Genomic DNA, 18,961 nt, shown 5'->3' with positions numbered 1-18,961 from the left:
ATGAAAAATTATAATCAAATAGAAATAGAAAACATAAATAATAGTAGATATTCAATAATCGAATCTTTACTATTTGTAAGTGGTGATGCTTTAGATAAAAAAGATATAGCTAATATATTAGATATATCAGAAAATGAAGTTGAGGCTACTATAGAAGCTATGATTAGAAACTATAGTAAAAGTAGTTACAGAGGAATAAAAATAATTAAAGTAAATGAGAAATATCAACTTGTAACAAAGAATGAGAATAGCAACTATATACAAAAATTGTTAAAGAAAAATAGTAGACAATCATTATCACAAGCAGCGTTAGAGACCTTATCTATAATTTCATATAAGCAGCCTATTACTAGGGTAGATATTGATGAAATAAGAGGGGTTAAAAGTGATAGAGCAATAGTGACACTTATGGAAAAAAATCTAATTAAGGATTGTGGAAGGTTAGATGTCCCAGGAAGACCTATATTATATTCAACTACAGATGAATTTTTAAGATATTTCAATTTAGAATCAATTAAAGAATTACCTAACTTAGATAGTTTTTATACATCTAATAATGATGAGGAAGCAGAGCCAGAGGTTACTCCGTAGGCTCTGTTTCTTTTTTATATGGAGAATTATTTGAATTATCACTATCAGTCTTGCCTTTTATAATATCAATTAATTGAGGTACACTATCGACTAACTTGTCGATGGTAGTACTAGCATCTAAAGGTAATAATCGTATAGTGTCTTTTTTTATAACAAGAAAGGCAACTGGTTTTAAAGATACACCTGCACCAGATGCACCACCAAAAGGATATTCAGGAGTATCTTTATTAGGTATATCACTTCCACCAGATACAAAGCCTAAACTTACTTTTGATATTGGTAAAATAACACCATCCTCTTTTAGGGGAATTGCGTCTCCTACTATAGTGTTTACATCAATTATATCTCTTAAATTCTCAAGTGTATTGTTAATAAGATTATCTAATGGGTTCATTGTAAATCTCCTTTATATTTTTTTAAAAGTAACTTACTACCTATAAATATAAGTTTTCCAATACTTATATAAATTATACTGTTTATAGATAGATATAAATTTTTTTCTTTTAATGTTGGAATTATATTAATTGAGTAATGTTTAATTATTAAAAAGTAATTTAAGATATTTATAAGATAACTATTTAGTAGGTCCTTAAATCCATAAGTTATAGCAGTAATGTTTGGTTCTTCAAAACCATATTTTAGATTAATATCTAAAGTATTAACTGGCAAAAGTTTTTTAAAAAATTTATGATATAACTTGAATTTTTTATAGTTGGATATAAAAGAATTTTTATTCTTTTTACTTGAATTTTCTGTATTTGTAGAATCATTAATAACTGTAGAGGAGTTTTCTCTTTTTTTCTTAGTAAATTTATTTAAGTTAATTTTATGATTCCATAAAAATAAGGTAATTTTTTTATTATCATATATGAAACGAATATTTATTTTAATTGGTATAAGTAGTAACAATAATATAATAAAAAAAACATAAATCATAACCTACCCCCTAAGTATTATAAATAATAGTATTGCCATATTTAAAAAATTTATTAACTTTTTATAATAATATTATTTACAGCCTTGGGGCAAAATAAATTTAGAGGTGGTAGTATGAAATTTAGAAAAAGTATATCGCTATTATTAATAATTATTTTGTTGTTTAGAAATAGTGTAGTTTTAGCTAAAAGTGAAAATAAAAATTTAAATATTGTAGCGAGAAGTGCTACTGTTATAGATGGAAGAACTGGAATACTTCTATATGGAAAAGACGAGAATAATCCTATACCTATGGCATCGACAACGAAGATTATTACATCATTAGTAGCTTTAGAAAGAGGAAATTTAGATAAGAAGGTATTAATATCTAAAAGGGCTATTAGTATTAATGGATGTAAAGTTGGTTATAAAGAAAATGAAGAAATAGCTTTAAAAGAATTAATATTCGGATTAATGTTAAGATCAGGAAATGATGCAGCTATAGCTATTGCAGAAGGTGTTAGCGGTTCAGTAGAGGAATTTTTAAAGCTAATGAATGAAAAAGCAAGAACATTAGGACTTACTAATTGTAACTTTGAAACACCTAATGGATTAGATTCGAAAGAACATTTTATTACTGCTAAAGAATTAGCATTAGTTACTAGAGAAGCAAAAAAGATTCCTCTGTTCAATGAAATAGTTAGTACAAAACAGATATCAAAAGATAAATATAATTTTACAAGAGACTATGGAAATATAAATAAACTATTATATCAATTAAATGAATCAACAGGAGTTAAAACGGGGTATACAGGAAATGCTGGAAAATGTTTAGTAGGAGCTTCTATGGTTGGGGATAACGAACTTATAGAAGTAGTTTTAAATTGTAATGACAGATACAATCAAATTGTGAAAATGCATAACTATGTAAAGGATAATTTTATATTTGATAAAATTTATAATAAAGATGATATTATAAAAGAAGTTTCTTATGGAAGTACAAATTATAAGTTGTCAGTTAATGAAGATATAATTATACCTAAAAATAAGAATAAATCATATAAAGTTGAAGTTATAGTCCCAGAAAAGATTATGAAATTTAAGCCACAAAAAGGAGATCCTTTTGGTGCATTAAGAGTATATTGTGAAGATGAGGAATTAATTTCATATAATCTATATATAGTATAAAATTATATAGATTAACGTAGATAACTCTCACAAGACAATTAGGTTTTGTGAGAGTTTATTTACGTTTAATGTAGAAAAGGATATGAAAAATGTAAACTTACAGTGGAGTTATTAGCTACACTAGTTGTTTTTAGGAAAACCACCTTAATAGTGAATTATAAATTGTGAATTATATAATGTTATATAGTTTCTATATTATTAATATAATATAGAAGAATAAATAATTGGAGGAGTTTATGTCTTCTAAAGATTGTAAAAATGATAGGTATTTAACTACAAACCAAGGAAGTCCTATTTGTGATGATAATAATTCTTTGACAGTGGGAAAGAATGGACCGGTATTGATACAAGATAATCAACTTATCGAAAAATTAGCTCATTTTGATAGAGAGAGAATACCTGAGAGAGTGGTTCATGCAAAAGGTGCAGGAGCTCATGGAAAATTTAAGTGTTATAAGTCTATGGAAAAGTATACAAAAGCAAAATTTCTCTGTAAGGAAGGAAAAGAAACACCTGTTTTTGTTAGATTTTCAACAGTTATAGGAGGGCGAGGTTCAGCAGATACTGTAAGAGATCCTAGAGGATTTGCGGTTAAATTCTATACTGAAGAAGGAAATTACGATATAGTAGGGAATGATCTTCCTGTATTTTTTATACGAGATGCTATAAAGTTTCCTGACGTTATTCATGCATTAAAGCCATCTCCAGATACTAATATACAAGATCCAGAGAGATATTGGGATTTCTTTTCTAATACTCCAGAAGCAACTAATATGTTAACTTGGTTATTTTCTGATAGAGGTACTATCAAGAGTTATAGAAAAATAGAGGGATTTGGGGTAAACACTTATATATGGAAAAATAGATATGGAGAACGAGTATATATAAAATATCATTGGAAACCTATGGCTGGTATAGAGACTATAACGAGAGAAGAAGCTATAAGGCTAGCAGGAACAGATCCAGATATAGCTGTTAGAGACTTATATGATACATTGGATTGTGGAAAAGTAGTTGAATATGAGTTATGTGTTCAAATAATGGAATTAGATGAGGCTTGTAATCAGTATTTTAACCCATTAGATGATACAAAGATATGGCCAGAGGAAGAGTTTCCACTTATTAAGGTAGGAAAGATGACTTTAACACATAATCCTAAAAATTTCTTTGCAGAAGTGGAGCAAGCAGCTTTTTGTCCTGCGAATGTAGTTCCAGGTATTGAACTTTCAGCAGATAAAATGTTGCAAGGAAGAGGATTTTCATATTTAGATACTCAAAGATACAGAATTGGAATTAACTTTATACAACTACCAATAAATAAGCCTAGGGTTAAGGTAGACAATAATATGCAAGATGGCAGTATGAATTATTATCCTAATAAAGGGAAGGTTAATTATTATCCAAGCTCTATAGAAAAGAACCCAAAAAAAGAAGCAATTTGTGATAAAGATGATTTTATGTATGTAGAAGGTGAAATAGTCAGAAAAGTGATAGATAAAGAAGAGAATTTTAGACAAGCTGGAGAAAGATATAGATCTTTTACAAAGAAAGAGCAAGATAATTTAATTCATAATATTGTAATGGACCTTTGCGGAGTGAGTGAAAAAATACAACGAAAAATGATAGAATACTTTACTATTGCTGACAAAGAATTTGGAAGTAGGGTTAAAAAAGGATTAGGAATATAAAAAATGAGGATTGCATAGCTAAAGTGCAATCCTCACTTTTTTAGTTATTAAAAGCGTTGTAAATTAGATTTACTGCTTTTTCAAAATCATCTGTATTTATACCAACAAGAATGTTCATTTCACTAGAACCTTGATCTATCATCTTTATATTTATGTCTTCTTTAGATAAAGCATTAAAGAGTTTTGCTGCTATTCCAGGAGCACTTGCCATGCCTTTACCAACAGTAGCTATTACTGCCATATGTGGATGAATTTCTATGAAATCTGGATTACATTGTTTCTTAATCTCTTCTACAATTTTTTCGCCTTTACCTTTTAATTGTGAGTCTTCAATTACAAGAGAAACGGTATCTATTCCTGATGGCATATTTTCAAATGATACACCATACATTTCAAGTATAGATAAAATTTTTCTACAGAATCCAAGCTCTGAGTTCATAAGAGCCTTTTCAATTGCAATAACAGAGAAATTCTTTTTACCGGCAATTCCTGTTATTGTTCCAAGTGTGCTCAAATCATGAACATCGCTGACGATTAGAGTACCTTCATCTTCTGGTCTATTAGTATTTTTTATTCTTATAGGAATATTAGCCTCTTTCACAGGGAAAATAGCTTCCTCATGTAAAACAGAAGCGCCCATATATGATAATTCTCTAAGTTCTTTATATGTTATTTCTTTAATAGTTTTTGGATTATTAACGATTCTTGGATCTGCCATTAAAAATCCTGATACGTCTGTCCAATTTTCGTATAATTTTGCATCAACGCCAGATGCTACTAATGAACCTGTTACATCAGATCCACCTCTTGAAAATGTTACAATTTCTCCATTAGTATCAGCACCATAGAATCCAGGAATTACTGCACATTTAGTATCTTTAAGTCTAGTTGATATGGCTTTTTTAGTAAGTTCATGATTAAAATTGCCGCCTTCATCAAAAACAATTACTTCTGCGGCATCTATAAATTCAAATCCCAAATACTCTGCTAATATAAGTCCATTTAAATATTCGCCTCTACTCGCTGCATAATCTGATGAAGCACCATTTGCAATATCCTCTTTCACTTTATTTAATGGAGTTGATATATCGAAATCTAGTCCAAGGTCTACAACGATTCCTTTATATCTATCCTCAATTAACTTAAAAACGTCATCAAAAGCAATACCACTATTAACATGAGCATTGCATAAATAAAGAAGATCTGTTATTTTATAATCTTTACTGTTTCTTCTTCCTGGTGCAGAAGGAACAACATATCTTCTATTTTTATTAGACATTATTATATTTTTTACTTTTTGAAATTGCTCAGAGCTTGCCAGCGAACTTCCCCCAAATTTTGTTACGATTGTTTCATTCATAATGTATTAGCCCCCTAATAATAAAAAATATTGTTTAATATATAAATAATAACATTTCTTTACTGTGTATTCAAGGAAAATACTAATGTGTGTGGTGAATATACTTTTTTGTAGTTCTATTTTGTTTTTCAACATATGAAATTGTATTATAATATATTTATAATACAATTTAGATTGGGGATAATTATGAATATACAAGTTTTTGGAATAAATAAGTGTTTTGATACTAAAAAGTCTGAGAGATATTTTAAAGAAAGAAAAATTCCATTTCAATATATAGATTTATCTAAAAAGAATATAAGTAAAGGTGAATTAGAGAGTGTACTAAAAAATGTGTCATTAGCAGAGATTACCAATATTAATTCGAAAGAATACAAGAAAAGTAATATATCTATGATAAGAAATACTCAGGGGAAAATTGATATTTTACTTGAAAATTATAAGTTATTAAAGACGCCTATAGTTAGAAACGGTAAGTTAGCTACTGTAGGATACAAAAAAGAGATATGGGATAGTTGGGAATAACGGTAGTGAAATTCATAACCACCTATTAATAATTATGAAAAAAGGAGCTTTGCATGGCGATTAATTTATCGCTTCTGCAATAGCTTCTTTAAATAATTAGTTTTTTACATTACTTTAGAAATAGTTTTTAACATTTTGATAGTTTTTTCATCATCTACTAGTTCTAATGCTTCATTATCTTCATCATAGTTGTATTTATAGACTTCTATCTTGCTTTTGTTTTTTTCTGGTGTCATTATAATGTAATCATTGGAATTGACAGATAATTGTTCTTTTACTATGTAAGATAATAGATCACCATTTTCATTCCGAAAAGAATAAATTTTATCTTTCATAAATAAGCCTCCTTATAATATTTTCATAAGTTAGTATGTGTTAAAAAAAATTAATTATGAAATTAATATAAAAGAACTTGTTAAAATATGGAATATGTAATATAATTATAATACCGATTTCAGGTTAGGGGATGGGATCATGTGTCATAGAATAAAACTTATTAAAGGAGATATTACTAAAGTTTCTACAGAGGTTATTGTTAATGCTGCAAATACTTCATTAATAGGTACTTCTGGAGTAGCATCAGATATACATAAAGCTGGGGGAATAGTTATTGATCAGCAATGTATGGATATTAGAAGAAGACTTGGTGGATGTAAGACAGGAGAGATTGTTGTAACTGATGCTGGAAATCTAGATGCAAGGTATGTAATCCATACTGTTGGACCAGTATGGAAAGGTGGAGAAAAAAAAGAAGCAGAATTATTATATAGTTGCTATATTAATTCATTGAGAGAAGCAGTAAGGTTAGAGTGTAAAAAAATTGCTTTTCCAAACATAAGTACTGGTATTTATAGATATCCTAAAAAGGAAGCAGCTATGATAGCTTTAAAAGCAGTAGAGGAATTTTTAAGCGAGAATAGTACAATAGAAGAAGTATTATTTGTAGCATATGACGAAGAAAATTATGAAATATACGAAGAATTATTAAAATGAATATAATAAGTGATGTATTAACTTTAAATATTACTAAAAATCTATTATCATATATCTAGAAGGGACGTGAAAATATGGACAATAATAAATTGAAAACAATGGATCCATTTATGCTTTTAAGTATCGTAAATATGAAGCTTAGGGATTTTTATAGTAATTTGGATGACTATTGTGAGGATATAGGTGTAGATAAGGAACTTTTAAAAGAAAGATTATTAACGGTAGGTTATAAATATGACGGAGAGACAAATAGTTTTGTATCTCTATAGTAAAATAGGGGCTACTGCATAAAATAAATGCATAGCCCCTATTTCTATTTATAAAATTTATATATTAAAATAAAAGACTCTTGTTTAATGATGAAAAAAATTATAATGAAAATAAGAAATTTTTAAGGGGGAAAAATATGAATATAAGCAAAGAAATAGTTGAAAATGTAAGTGGTATAGATATTGTGGAATATATTATTGAAAATGATAATGGAATTGCTATAGGAATAATAAACTTTGGGGCTACTATAACAAAAATTATAACTCCAGATAGATATGGGAATTTAGAAAATATGGTAGTAGGATTTGATAACAAAAGTAAGTATTTAAAGAACTTTCTCCATTTTGGAAGTGTAATAGGTAGAGTAGCAGGAAGAGTATATAAAGGTAAATTGACAATAGATGATGTAGCCTATAATCTAGATTTAAATTTAAATGATACCCATATACATGGTGGAGAAAATGGATTTCATTCAAGAGTATGGGATACAGAAGAGATTTATGAAGAAGATAAGGTAGGAGTTAAGTTAAGATATATTTCTTTAGATGGAGAAGAGGGATTTCCAGGGACAGTGGAGACAAAAGTTGTTTATTCATTAAATAATGAAAATGAATTAGAATTTGAAGTAGAAGCTACTACTGATAAAACTACTGTTGTAAACATAACTAATCACAGTTATTTTAATTTAAGTGGAAATTTTAAAGAAAATATATTGAATCATTATCTAAAAATTAATGCAGATAGGTTTTTGCCAATTTATAAGAATGGAGATATTTCTGGGAAGATAAATACTGTGGAAAATACAGTTTTTGATTTTAGAAAAGGAAAATTAATAGGTGAGGATATAGATAAAAAATTAGAGCAACTTACATTTGCAGACGGATATGATCATCCTTTATTATTTGATGATAAAATAGGGAAAATAGAGCTTTGGGAAAGTAATTCAGGTAGACATATGGAGATTACAACTAATAATGAAGCTGTTATATTTTATAGTGGTAATTGTTTTATGAAGAAAACACCTTTTAGTAAAAAAGATAAAAATAGAAGGATAGCTTTATGTCTTGAAACTCAAAATTTACCTATTGGTGAAAATGAGGTGTTTAAGGAAAATTCAATCTTGAGGAAAAATGAAGTATATAAGAGAACTACTAAATATAAATTTTCAGTAATATAATTTTTATAATCTATAATCTGTTATAATATTATAGATTAAAATCCTTGGAGGTAAGTATGGAAAAATTAATGATTTTAGATGGAAATTCTTTGATGAATAGAGCTTTTTATGCTGTTCCTACATTGACTATAGCTGATGGAACACATACAAATGGAATATATGGTTTTTTAAATATGGTAGATAAAGTTAAAGAGGATATAAAGCCTGATTATATTGTGGCTACTTTTGATAGAAAAGCACCAACATTTAGACATTTAGAATATAAAGAATATAAAGCTGGAAGAAAAAAGATGCCAGAAGAATTGGCTATGCAATTTCCTATTTTAAAAGATATATTAAAAATGATGGCTATAAATATTTTTGAAATAGATGGTTTTGAAGCTGATGATCTTATAGGTACTTTAAGTAATTATGCTGAAAGTAATGGGTTAGAGGTTTACATAGTAACAGGAGATAGAGATGCTCTTCAATTAGCTACTGATAATATTAAAGTCGTTTTAACAAAAAACAAAGGTGAAAAAGAAATTTATGATGCAAATAAAATGATGGAAACATATGGTGTAACGCCAACAGAGTTTATTGATGTAAAAGGATTAATGGGAGATTCCTCAGATAATATCCCAGGAGTACCAGGCATTGGAGAAAAAACAGCATATAAACTTATAAAAGAATATAAGAGTATAGAGAATTTATTATGCAACTTAGATAAACTTAAAGGAAAAATGAAAGAGAATTTAGAGAATAATGTAGAACAAGCGATTTTTTCAAAGAAGTTAGCAACAATAGAGACCAATGTGCCTGTTGAAATAGATTTAGAAGAAATTAAGTCTAAAGAAGAATATGATGTTAATGGACTAAGAAAAGAGTTTACTAGATTGCAGTTTAAATCATTATTATCAAAGTTGCCAAAGGAAGACAAGGAAGATAGAAATATAGAAGTCTTATCAGTGACAAAAGTTGAAGATATAAGTATAAATGAAAGTGATGAGTTATATATAACCTATGGTGTTAAAAATTCAGATAAAATCTCAACAATAGAATTAAGCAATTTAGAAATGTTTATAAATGGGAAAGTCTATAATTTTGATCTGGATTTAATAGATATAGAAGAGCTTAGAGATATTTTTCAAGGGGAAAATAACAAGGTGATACATAGTTCTAAAAATCTTTATACTATTTTAAGAAAACATAATATTGATTTAAATAATGTTATTTTTGATACAGAAATAGCTGCATATATAATTGATTCTTCTAGAGGAAACTATAATATTAAGGATATAGTTTTTAATGTTTTGGGAGAAGAAATCGAAGAAAATATAGAATGTAGTTATTTAAAAGAGTTATATTTAAAATTAAAAGAAGAAATAGAAAAATTAGACATGCAAAAACTTTATTATGATGTAGAGTTACCTTTAGTGGAAGTTTTATCATCTATGGAAGAAGTAGGTTTTAAGGTAGACGAAGATAAGTTAGATGAACTAGGGAAAGAATTTAAAGATATGATAATAACTTTAGAAAAAGATATATATAATTTAAGTGAAGAGGAATTTAACATAAATTCTCCAAAACAATTAGGTAAAATACTATTTGAAAAGCTTGATTTACCAGTTATAAAGAAAACAAAAACAGGTTACTCAACTAATGCAGATGTATTAGAAAAGCTTAAAGATAAGCATCCTATAGTTGAAAAGATTATAGAGTATAGACATGTGGCTAAATTATATTCTACCTATATTGAGGGCCTAAAAAATGTTATAGATGAAGATGGTAGAATACATTCATCATTTAATCAAACTGTTACAACAACAGGAAGACTTTCATCAACAGAGCCTAATCTTCAAAATATACCGATTCGTACTGAAATGGGTAGAAGTATTAGAAAGGTATTTGTACCATTTGATAATGATAGTGTAATTTTATCAGCGGATTATTCTCAAATAGAACTTAGAGTGCTAGCTCATATGTCTGAAGATGAGAATATGATTAATGCTTTTAACTCTCATTTAGATATACATACAAAAACAGCATCAGAGGTGTTTGGAGTAAAAGAAGATGAGGTTTCATCTGAAATGAGAAGTGCAGCAAAAGCAGTTAATTTTGGTATTATTTATGGTATGTCAGATTTTGCATTAGGTGAAGATTTAAAGATATCTAAAAAAGAAGCAAAGAAATATATAGATATATACTTTGAAAGATATCCTAAGATTAGTGAGTATTTATCAAAGCTAAAGGAAGATGGGAAAAAATATTCTTATGTTAAAACTATTTTAAATAGAAGAAGATTCATACCTGAAATATCATCTAGTAATAAGATAGTTAAGGCATTAGGAGAAAGATTAGCAATGAATGCACCAATACAAGGTAGTGCAGCAGATATTATTAAGCTTGCTATGGTGAATGTGTGGAAGAGACTTAGAAAAGAAAAATTAGAAAGTTCTATAATACTTCAGGTGCACGATGAAATTATAATTAATGCTAAGAGAGGAGAACTTGAAAAAGTTAAGGTAATTTTAAAAGAAGAGATGGAAAATGTAATTGAATTTTCAGTGAAGCTTGAGGTGGATGAAAATGTTGGGAAAACATGGTACGAAGCAAAATAGAATAGTGAAGATAGGAATTACAGGGACTATAGGAAGTGGAAAATCTACAGTTTCATCATTTTTAAAAGAAAATGGATTTGATGTAGTTGATGCAGATATTATTAGTAGAGAAATATTAGATAAATATAAGGAAGTAAGGGAAAAAATAAAGAATACTTTTGGTGATGATATCTTTGAAAATGAAAAATTAAATAGAAAGAAATTAGGAACTATAGTTTTTAATGATGATAAAAAGAGGAAGCAGTTAGAGGCTATAACTATTCCTTATATAATTAAAGAAATTGAAATGAGAATTGATATACTAAGATCTGTAGGTAAAAAAATAGTATTTATTGATGCACCTACTTTGATAGAGCATGGACTTCATAAATCTATGGATTATAACATATTAATAACATTAGATGAAGAAACAAGAATATCTAGAGTTATGAGAAGAGATGGAATATCTAGAGAAGAAGTATTAAATAGGATAAAAGCTCAAATGAGTCAGGAAGATAAGGTTAAATATGTAGATTTTGTACTAGAAAATAATGGTGAAATTGAAGAAACATATCATAAGATCGTTAGTATATTAAAAGATGGAGTGGGGTATGAAAAAATTATGTAGATTTATAATATTATTTTTAATATTAGTCTTGGTATATATATCATTTAAACCTGTTATGAAACTTATATTTCCGTTAAAGTATAAAAATATTGTTTTAGAATATTCTGAAGAAAATGATGTAGATCCACTTTTTATTATGTCTATAATAAAAGCAGAAAGTAATTTTAATAAAGATGCCAAGTCAAATAAAGGAGCTCTCGGACTTATGCAAGTTACACCGTCAACAGGAGAATGGATAGCTGAGAAACTTAATGAGGAGATCTTTGAAGAAGATAAATTATTTGATCCAGATACAAATATAAGGTATGGTATATGGTACATAAATTATCTTAGTAATCAATTTGATGGAAATCTTAATTTGATTATTGCTGCTTATAATGCAGGCCCTGGTAGCGTAGATAAATGGCTTAATGATTCAAGTTATTCTCAAAATGGAGAAGACTTAGATAATATACCTTTTGTTGAAACAGATAAATATGTTGAGAAGGTAAACTTTTTTTATAATATATATAAGTTCCTATATAGATAGGAACTTATATTTTAGTTTTAAGTATTGACAATAGCTATTATGTATATATAATGAAATATATAAATGTAAAATGCAGGTATGGCGGAATGGCAGACGCGCTATCTTGAGGGGGTAGTGAATGAATTTTCGTGCGGGTTCAAGTCCCGCTACCTGCACCAGATAAAAGAAATCTATCTTGTAAAACATTACAAGATAGATTTTTTTACAATTTTATAAAAAATATCAGTTTTTTTCATATTTTACGAAGAAATAAATCGACTTTTGGTGAAAAATTATATACAATTAATATTGAAAGAATATTATAATTTTTAGTATATAAGGAGAGAATTGTATGAAAAAAAGAATCGGAAGTTTAATATTAGCAATAGGTATAATTGTTTCAGTAGTGATGACTTTTACAGGATGTTCATTTGGCGGTAATGATAGTGATTCAAGTACACTAACAGCAGAAGAAATTTTAGAGAAAATAACAATGAATATAGATGAACCTAATCAAATGGATATTGATTCAGACTTTTTTACTGATAACTATGAGATAGATAAATCAATACTAAAGAGTTATGTAGTTAGAGTACCAATAGGAGACAAATATGCTAATGAATGTGCAGTATTTGAGGTTAAAGATAAGAAGGATATAGAAAAAGTAGAAGAAGGAATAGAAAAAAGAAGCAAAATATTAGAAAATAATTGGAAAGGATATATTCCAGAGCAATATGATTTAGTTAAATCTAGAAAAGTAGTAACAAAAGGAAAATATGTTCTTTTTGTTATATCAGAGAATTCAGATAAGATAGAAGAAAATTTTGAAGAAATAATTGAATAATACATAATTTGTATATAAATATATTTTAAAGAGGCTGTTGCAATAACAAAAGAAAATTTGTATGTCAGGTCACAGGGATTAGGGCACAAGGCACAAGTAAGGTGAAAATTCCTCTTTTAGAGGAATTTTATTATGATTGTGTGAATGGCAAAGTGTTTTCATATTTACTATAGGTACAAGAATTATATTATAATTTGTAATCCAAGGAACTGTTTCACAATAAATATTGTGGAGCAGTTGTTTTTTTGTGAATAAGTAAGAGTGAAGATTAATTTTCGATTGTAAGAAAAATATTAAAGTCCTGCAGATAGCTAGTGTGGCTGGGAGAAATCAATGAAAATTGTCATTTTTATATAGCTTATGTATTAAATCTGTAATAAGAGTACCATTGAAACCACACAATTCTCACCACTACTTAACTAGAACAGGTACTAATATGAGATTAACTATACCTTATCATATCGCACAGTTATATCCCAAGCTATAGAAAGTAAAACTTTCATTAGCCTCCTGGAAGACTATGTTATGCTTTCTAGTTTAATTATATAATAAGTCTATATATCACATTAATGACATAATACTTATAATCTTAGAAATTCTGTAAGAATTTCATCTATACCTGTGCCTTGTTACAAGCACCTTGTCAAACATAAATTTATATAATTCAATATGCGACAGTTCTTTATTTTAAATGCATTTATTATATTACTTACTAAAGTTAGAATTTTTAAGTTTTATGCATCTCATATTACAATCTGTACCACCAAAAAGATAAATGAGTTCTAAAAGATTTCTATTATATAAGTCAGCAGTATGTTGCGATATATATATATCGCTATATTTAGATCCGTTACCATTAATGTGAGTTACATAAACTGAGTGGCTGTACCTTTTATTAATTGAGCCAAATTGTAAAACATCTCCTAAGTTTATTGAAGAAGGAGATAGAGATTCATAAGTTTTTTTATTATTTAGTCCAACGCCATTAGGACCAATTGTTTTTTCTTTACACAAATAGTTGTATAAATTTTCAACTGATTCCCAATTTATAGTTCCACCACCTTCATTACCATGCCAGGACCCTGGTACCATGCGATATTTTTTTCTAATATTTTCATAGGATGTTTCAGTACTTGAAAAGTCATATCCCCCATAAGCAGCCCATATACATTGGGATACAAAATTAGAACAATCACCAGGTGCGCTATAAAATAATGGATTATATGACTTAGAAAATGTTTTTGCATATAAAATACCTTTATCAGGAGAGTAATTTGAATATTCTCTTGTTAGTTCAGAATTAGATCTGACATTTTCTTTAGATATATCTATTATGTTATCTATTTGTTTTTGTTCTTTAATTTCTAGTTTATCAAGATAGTTCTTTAAGGTTTCAATGGGAATGTCTTCGCTTCTAAGATCCATCGAATATAAAAATGATTCATCTTCAGAGAAAATTCTTTCTATGTTACAAATTTTTAATTCAGGTTCACGAATAATTTCTAGTCTATAAGGTATATTACATAAATTAGATTGGCAAGTAGCATTTTTATATTTATATGATACTGAAAGAAGAAAATCTATATCTATAGTATTTTTTTTTGTATATATGTTTTTATATACAATATTTATATTGAAAGATTCAAAAGGTGTATTTAATGTTTTATAAAGATATATTTTATTTTTATGGATAGTATTATATATTAATGTGCTGTTACTTTCTTTAGTATATTTATTATATGTATCTTCAGTTAAATTTATATAATCTTCAAAATAGCTATTAAAATAACTTTCTATAAAATTTTTTAACTTTGTATCTAAAGTTTGAGATCCGTAGATGATTTCTTTGAAACTAAATATAATTAATACTATTGTTAGAAAAATTGATAAAGATTTTTTCATTGTGGCCTCCTTTTAAAATTATTATGATAATAGTAGAATATCCTTAGTTGTGATAAAATATAAGAAAAATTATTGAGGTAATTTAAATGAAAGGTACAATACAAGAAATAGAAATAAAAAGCATATTAAAAAATGTAATATTTATGGATATAGAGACTACTGGATTAGACTCTAGTTTAAACGATGGGGTAAAGCATAAAGGTGAAATAATCGAGATAGGTGCTGTTAAGGTATTAGATGATAAAGTGTATACATATAGAACACTTATCCGACCAGTAGGATTTGTGCCTAAGTTTACTTTTCAATTATGTAAAGGACTAACTATGGATATGTTGTTAGAAGCTCCAACGCTAGAGGAAGTAAAAGATGAATTTTTAGAGTTCATTGGAGATATGCCTTTAGTTTGTCATAATGCAGAATTTGAAAAAACTTTTTTAAAATATTATATAAAACCAGATATAGATATAAGTAATAAGTTTTTAGATTCTATGGAATTGGTGGCTATTTTATTTCCTTACTTCAAAGAATATAATTTAGATTACTTGATTAAATCAGTTACAACTATAGATAGAGATGAAATGCATAGAGGATTAGAAGACTCTATAGATACAATATATGTGGTTAATAGTGTACTTATAAAATATTTTAATAGCACATTAGATTATTTATCAATATCATCATGGTTTGATGATAATAATAGATGGCAATGGTGTGAGTATTTACTACCGCCAGAAAATATTAATGAATATATGGTAAAAGTAAGAATAAATGAAGAAACTATAGTTGAAAAGGGAAAAAAGAAAAGTATAGATTATAAAAAATACGAGGAGTTATTAAAAAAAGGAGAAATATTTGATACTCCTTCATTTAAATATATATTTAGAGAAGGTCAATACAACTTAGCTAAACATGTAAGAAAAACACTAGAAAATAAAAAGATTTCCATAATTGAAGCTCCGACAGGAATAGGAAAGAGTATAGGATATTTATTGCCAAGTATAATTTACTCATATATAAATAATCAACGTATATTTATATCTTCCTCAACAAAAGAATTACAAGATCAATTAATAGAAAAAGATATTCCTAGATTAATATCAACTTTAGGATTAGAAGAAAAAATAAGGTATACTTGCATGAAGGGTAGAAGTAATTATTTATGCAATAAAAAAATTAAAGCTTATTTAGAAGAAATTATAGAGCCAGATTTAGATGATATTCTTTCTATATTATTTATAAGTAGGTTAATGACGATAAATGGTAATGTTGAAGAAATTAATTTTTGGGCAAGAAAACATTTTAAGAAATTAGATTATCACCTAAATTTTCTTACTAGTGATGGTGAAACTTGTACAGGAAGAAAGTGTAATGAAGGTACAAGTTGCTATTATTACAATAAAATAAATGAACTTGAAAATAGTAACATTGTAGTGATAAACCATTCATTATTTTTGAAGTGGCCTTATCCAGAAATAAAAATAGAAAATATTGTATTGGACGAGGCACATAATTTAAATGATAATTGCTTTAAAGCTTTTACTGAAGAGGTAAGTAATTTTGATATATTATCTCTTTTACGAGAGGTATATAACACTAATAAAAATTATGGATTTTTAAAGGATTTTATAGTAAAGAATAATTTATCTTTAGCAAATGTAGAGTATGTGAAATCTAAAATAATTAATGTATATGAAACAATTGAAGAGATGATGACCTTAATTAGAGATAGGTATTCGTCAATGGATAATTTTTGGGGAATAAATAGTGTCTTTACTTATAAAGATTTTCAATTTATCGTAAGTGTATTAGAAAATTTGGTACTTCAACTAGATGAAATATATATGCGAATAGATGAAGTTATTAAAGAAACAGATGCGAAAGAACATCCACTTATTTTACTGAATAATAAGATAAGAACTTTTAAGGAAACTATAAACTTTGTCATAGGCGAGACTACCGATAGCTATTGTGCTGTTATAGATATTTCAAAAGATTTATCTAGAATTACGCTAAGAAAGATTCCGTTATCAGTAAATTATTTATTTAAAGAAGAAATTTTAGATAAATGTAGTAGTTTGGTAATGACATCAGCGACAATAAGAATCGATAGTACTTTAGATAATTTTAAAAATTCATTAGGTATTTCAATGATAGATAAAGATAAGTTATTAGAAGATTTAATTGAAAAACCAGTTTTTGATTATAAAAATAGAAGTGTAATAGCTATTCCTACTAATATAGAGAGATATTCATACAATCGAGAGGATGAATTTGTAAAAAGTGTTAGCAATGTTATATTGAGAATTGCTAAAAATATTGGTGGTAATATTTTGGTGTTATTTACATCAACTTCAAGGATGAAAAAAGTAAAAGAAAGTATTATTGAAGAATTAAATGATCTAGAGTATGATATTTTTGATAATAAGAAACAATGTAATAAATTAAGAGATCCATTAACTAAAGCCGTAGTTTTTGGATCTAGAGGATTATTTGAGGGTGTAGATATACCAGGTGATGGTTTGTTTACTGTAGTAATGGAGAAAATACCCAATATTCCAATGAGAGATCCATTATATTCATCTATTATGGAGAAGAAAAAGATAAATTATAATACACTAAATTATCCACAAAGTATTATAAAAATGAAACAAATATTTGGAAGATTGCTTAGAAGTGTTTATGACTATGGATATTTATTTGTGTTAAGTAATTTAGAGGATGGAAATTCATATAGAACTAAAGAATATGAAAGAGATTTAGAAGGTCCTGTTTTTTTAAGAGATAATTTAGATAATATTTTATATAAGATGAAAAAAGATAATGAAAGATGGAGAAAAGAAAATCTTATTAAAATTGTTTCTAAAGAGTGTAAAAAAGAAATGAAGGAAATAATTGAATCAAAAAAAGATGTTGATAAAAGGTTAAAAGATTTTTATAGAGATGAGTTTTATAAAAGGAATATAAGATGTGTTTTAGAGAGTATAGTCTATGAAGGAGATGAGGTCAGAAAGCTTGTTTTTAATTATTTGGGTAAAAAATTTACAACGAGCAATTTAGGATGATTTATGAAAATTGATGAATATGAAGTAAAAATAAAAAAGGAAAATAGAAAAACAATAAAAATATCTATAGAAAAAAATTTTTTGGTGGTGAAGGCTCCAGGATTTATAAGGGAAGATCAATTAGAAAAAATACTTTTTCAAAATATAAATAAAGTTAGAAGAATAATAAATAAAAATAGAAATCTTATTGATATTGGAGAAAAGCATTTTTTAGAGAGTAACAATGCAATGCTTCTAGGAAAAAGTTACAAAGTGGAAGTTATTAACTCTTATGTGAATAATGTTGAGATTATTGATGATACTATAATAATATCGGTGAAGAAAGATGATGAAAATTTAAAAATAAAATTGTTTAAGAATTTCTATAAAAATAAGTGTATTGAAGTAATAACACCAATTTATAAGCAATGTCTAGATAGTTTTGTAGAAGATAAGTGTAGCATTAGACCAAGAATAGAATATAAATTTTATAAAGGAAGATGGGGGGCATATTATCCAAAAGATAATAAAATAGTCCTTAATTGCAATTTAGTTAAATTAGATGAGGAGTACATTAGATATGTTATATTTCATGAAATAAGTCATACAAAGATACCTAACCATTCTAAAGAATTTTACAATGTTTTTAATAATGTTTATGATAGAGTAGAAGAAATGAGAATAAAAATAAAAAAATATATAATAAATTAATAAAAAATTGTGTTTTAATTTTATTTATGAAATAATATATG

General features: G+C 27.0%; 18 protein-coding genes and 1 tRNA gene. 14 read left to right on the top strand and 5 right to left on the bottom strand.

The features are described from left to right. Positions 1 to 591: an SMC-Scp complex subunit ScpB gene (gene scpB, locus CM240_RS07605; protein ID WP_044037968.1), complete on the top strand. Its 591-nt coding sequence runs from the start codon at positions 1 to 3 to the stop codon at positions 589 to 591. Here scpB and ytfJ read toward each other — a convergent pair. Further along, entirely contained in the window at positions 581 to 985 is a 405-nt protein-coding gene (ytfJ, locus tag CM240_RS07600; RefSeq protein WP_044037966.1) for a GerW family sporulation protein, read from the bottom strand. The two genes, scpB and ytfJ, sit on opposite strands and share 11 nt — an antisense overlap. Beyond that, complete coding sequence (locus CM240_RS16880; protein ID WP_051483753.1) at positions 982 to 1,527, bottom strand: DUF2953 domain-containing protein; 546 nt, start codon at positions 1,525 to 1,527, stop codon at positions 982 to 984. Before CM240_RS16880 ends, ytfJ begins: the two co-directional genes overlap by 4 nt. A gap of 114 nt (positions 1,528 to 1,641) precedes the next feature. Here CM240_RS16880 and CM240_RS07590 point away from each other — a divergent pair, with 114 nt between their 5' ends. Together CM240_RS07590 and CM240_RS07585 are read left to right on the top strand one after the other, a co-directional pair. Further along, positions 1,642 to 2,694 carry a D-alanyl-D-alanine carboxypeptidase family protein gene (locus CM240_RS07590; protein ID WP_044037964.1) on the top strand — a complete coding sequence of 351 codons (1,053 nt, stop codon included), beginning with the start codon at positions 1,642 to 1,644 and terminating at the stop codon, positions 2,692 to 2,694. Between the two features lie 236 nt (positions 2,695 to 2,930). After that, entirely contained in the window at positions 2,931 to 4,382 is a 1,452-nt protein-coding gene (locus CM240_RS07585; protein ID WP_044037961.1) for a catalase, read from the top strand. 40 nt (positions 4,383 to 4,422) lie between these two features. Here CM240_RS07585 and CM240_RS07580 read toward each other — a convergent pair whose 3' ends face one another. Beyond that, the gene (locus CM240_RS07580; RefSeq protein WP_044037959.1) at positions 4,423 to 5,742 is read right to left on the bottom strand and encodes an aspartate kinase; all 1,320 of its coding nucleotides are present in this window, start codon (positions 5,740 to 5,742) and stop codon (positions 4,423 to 4,425) included. A 186-nt stretch (positions 5,743 to 5,928) separates the two neighbouring features. Between CM240_RS07580 and CM240_RS07575 the strand changes: the two genes are divergently transcribed. Beyond that, positions 5,929 to 6,267 (top strand): arsenate reductase family protein, encoded by a 339-nt coding sequence (locus CM240_RS07575; protein WP_044037957.1) that lies wholly within the window; start codon positions 5,929 to 5,931, stop codon positions 6,265 to 6,267. Positions 6,268 to 6,371: 104 nt separating this feature from the next. On the opposite strand, the gene CM240_RS07570 is transcribed toward CM240_RS07575, so the two are convergent. Further along, positions 6,372 to 6,602 (bottom strand): DUF1292 domain-containing protein, encoded by a 231-nt coding sequence (locus tag CM240_RS07570; RefSeq protein WP_044037954.1) that lies wholly within the window; start codon positions 6,600 to 6,602, stop codon positions 6,372 to 6,374. Between the two features lie 139 nt (positions 6,603 to 6,741). Between CM240_RS07570 and CM240_RS07565 the strand changes: the two genes are divergently transcribed. The 8 genes from CM240_RS07565 (at position 6,742) to CM240_RS16875 (ending at position 13,266) form a co-directional block, all read left to right on the top strand. After that, a complete protein-coding gene (locus CM240_RS07565) occupies positions 6,742 to 7,260 on the top strand; it encodes a macro domain-containing protein (RefSeq protein WP_044037952.1) in 519 nt (172 codons plus the stop codon). A 74-nt stretch (positions 7,261 to 7,334) separates the two neighbouring features. Next, complete coding sequence (locus tag CM240_RS07560; protein WP_044037950.1) at positions 7,335 to 7,529, top strand: DUF4250 domain-containing protein; 195 nt, start codon at positions 7,335 to 7,337, stop codon at positions 7,527 to 7,529. 137 nt (positions 7,530 to 7,666) lie between these two features. Beyond that, entirely contained in the window at positions 7,667 to 8,707 is a 1,041-nt protein-coding gene (locus tag CM240_RS07555; RefSeq protein ID WP_044037948.1) for an aldose epimerase family protein, read from the top strand. A 56-nt stretch (positions 8,708 to 8,763) separates the two neighbouring features. Then, the gene (gene polA / locus CM240_RS07550) at positions 8,764 to 11,307 is read left to right on the top strand and encodes a DNA polymerase I (protein WP_044037946.1); all 2,544 of its coding nucleotides are present in this window, start codon (positions 8,764 to 8,766) and stop codon (positions 11,305 to 11,307) included. After that, positions 11,276 to 11,914, top strand: coding sequence for a dephospho-CoA kinase (gene coaE, locus CM240_RS07545; RefSeq protein WP_242838469.1), 639 nt, complete (start codon positions 11,276 to 11,278; stop codon positions 11,912 to 11,914). The genes polA and coaE overlap by 32 nt, the downstream gene beginning before the upstream one ends. Beyond that, complete coding sequence (locus tag CM240_RS07540) at positions 11,898 to 12,443, top strand: lytic transglycosylase domain-containing protein (protein WP_044037944.1); 546 nt, start codon at positions 11,898 to 11,900, stop codon at positions 12,441 to 12,443. The genes coaE and CM240_RS07540 overlap by 17 nt, the downstream gene beginning before the upstream one ends. A gap of 72 nt (positions 12,444 to 12,515) precedes the next feature. Continuing rightward, a tRNA-Leu gene (locus CM240_RS07535) sits at positions 12,516 to 12,601 on the top strand. Positions 12,602 to 12,774: 173 nt separating this feature from the next. Further along, on the top strand, positions 12,775 to 13,266 hold the full coding sequence (locus tag CM240_RS16875) for a DUF4358 domain-containing protein (protein ID WP_051483752.1): 492 nt from the start codon (positions 12,775 to 12,777) through the stop codon (positions 13,264 to 13,266). Positions 13,267 to 13,971: 705 nt separating this feature from the next. On the opposite strand, the gene CM240_RS07525 is transcribed toward CM240_RS16875, so the two are convergent. Then, complete coding sequence (locus tag CM240_RS07525; protein WP_044037942.1) at positions 13,972 to 15,168, bottom strand: amidase domain-containing protein; 1,197 nt, start codon at positions 15,166 to 15,168, stop codon at positions 13,972 to 13,974. Between the two features lie 86 nt (positions 15,169 to 15,254). Between CM240_RS07525 and CM240_RS07520 the strand changes: the two genes are divergently transcribed. Together CM240_RS07520 and CM240_RS07515 are read left to right on the top strand one after the other, a co-directional pair. Then, complete coding sequence (locus tag CM240_RS07520; protein WP_044037940.1) at positions 15,255 to 18,230, top strand: exonuclease domain-containing protein; 2,976 nt, start codon at positions 15,255 to 15,257, stop codon at positions 18,228 to 18,230. A gap of 3 nt (positions 18,231 to 18,233) precedes the next feature. Next, positions 18,234 to 18,920 carry a M48 family metallopeptidase gene (locus CM240_RS07515; protein ID WP_044037938.1) on the top strand — a complete coding sequence of 229 codons (687 nt, stop codon included), beginning with the start codon at positions 18,234 to 18,236 and terminating at the stop codon, positions 18,918 to 18,920. The last annotated feature ends 41 nt before the right edge of the window (positions 18,921 to 18,961 follow it).

It is taken from the genome of Clostridium bornimense, assembly GCF_000577895.1.
In the GTDB taxonomy this organism is placed as follows: domain Bacteria; phylum Bacillota; class Clostridia; order Clostridiales; family Clostridiaceae; genus Clostridium_AN; species Clostridium_AN bornimense.
The sequence above is the reverse complement of the archived record's forward strand: the minus strand, read 5'-3'. Positions and strand labels throughout refer to the sequence as shown.

Bases quoted from the DNA above. Each gene is read 5' to 3' on its own strand.
- scpB (WP_044037968.1), top strand. From the start codon at position 1: ATGAAAAATTATAATCAAATAGAAATAGAAAACATAAATAATAGTAGA.
- ytfJ (WP_044037966.1), bottom strand. From the start codon at position 985: ATGAACCCATTAGATAATCTTATTAACAATACACTTGAGAATTTAAGA.
- CM240_RS16880 (WP_051483753.1), bottom strand. From the start codon at position 1,527: ATGATTTATGTTTTTTTTATTATATTATTGTTACTACTTATACCAATT.
- CM240_RS07590 (WP_044037964.1), top strand. From the start codon at position 1,642: ATGAAATTTAGAAAAAGTATATCGCTATTATTAATAATTATTTTGTTG.
- CM240_RS07585 (WP_044037961.1), top strand. From the start codon at position 2,931: ATGTCTTCTAAAGATTGTAAAAATGATAGGTATTTAACTACAAACCAA.
- CM240_RS07580 (WP_044037959.1), bottom strand. From the start codon at position 5,742: ATGAATGAAACAATCGTAACAAAATTTGGGGGAAGTTCGCTGGCAAGC.
- CM240_RS07575 (WP_044037957.1), top strand. From the start codon at position 5,929: ATGAATATACAAGTTTTTGGAATAAATAAGTGTTTTGATACTAAAAAG.
- CM240_RS07570 (WP_044037954.1), bottom strand. From the start codon at position 6,602: ATGAAAGATAAAATTTATTCTTTTCGGAATGAAAATGGTGATCTATTA.
- CM240_RS07565 (WP_044037952.1), top strand. From the start codon at position 6,742: ATGTGTCATAGAATAAAACTTATTAAAGGAGATATTACTAAAGTTTCT.
- CM240_RS07560 (WP_044037950.1), top strand. From the start codon at position 7,335: ATGGACAATAATAAATTGAAAACAATGGATCCATTTATGCTTTTAAGT.
- CM240_RS07555 (WP_044037948.1), top strand. From the start codon at position 7,667: ATGAATATAAGCAAAGAAATAGTTGAAAATGTAAGTGGTATAGATATT.
- polA (WP_044037946.1), top strand. From the start codon at position 8,764: ATGGAAAAATTAATGATTTTAGATGGAAATTCTTTGATGAATAGAGCT.
- coaE (WP_242838469.1), top strand. From the start codon at position 11,276: ATGTTGGGAAAACATGGTACGAAGCAAAATAGAATAGTGAAGATAGGA.
- CM240_RS07540 (WP_044037944.1), top strand. From the start codon at position 11,898: ATGAAAAAATTATGTAGATTTATAATATTATTTTTAATATTAGTCTTG.
- CM240_RS16875 (WP_051483752.1), top strand. From the start codon at position 12,775: ATGAAAAAAAGAATCGGAAGTTTAATATTAGCAATAGGTATAATTGTT.
- CM240_RS07525 (WP_044037942.1), bottom strand. From the start codon at position 15,168: ATGAAAAAATCTTTATCAATTTTTCTAACAATAGTATTAATTATATTT.
- CM240_RS07520 (WP_044037940.1), top strand. From the start codon at position 15,255: ATGAAAGGTACAATACAAGAAATAGAAATAAAAAGCATATTAAAAAAT.
- CM240_RS07515 (WP_044037938.1), top strand. From the start codon at position 18,234: ATGAAAATTGATGAATATGAAGTAAAAATAAAAAAGGAAAATAGAAAA.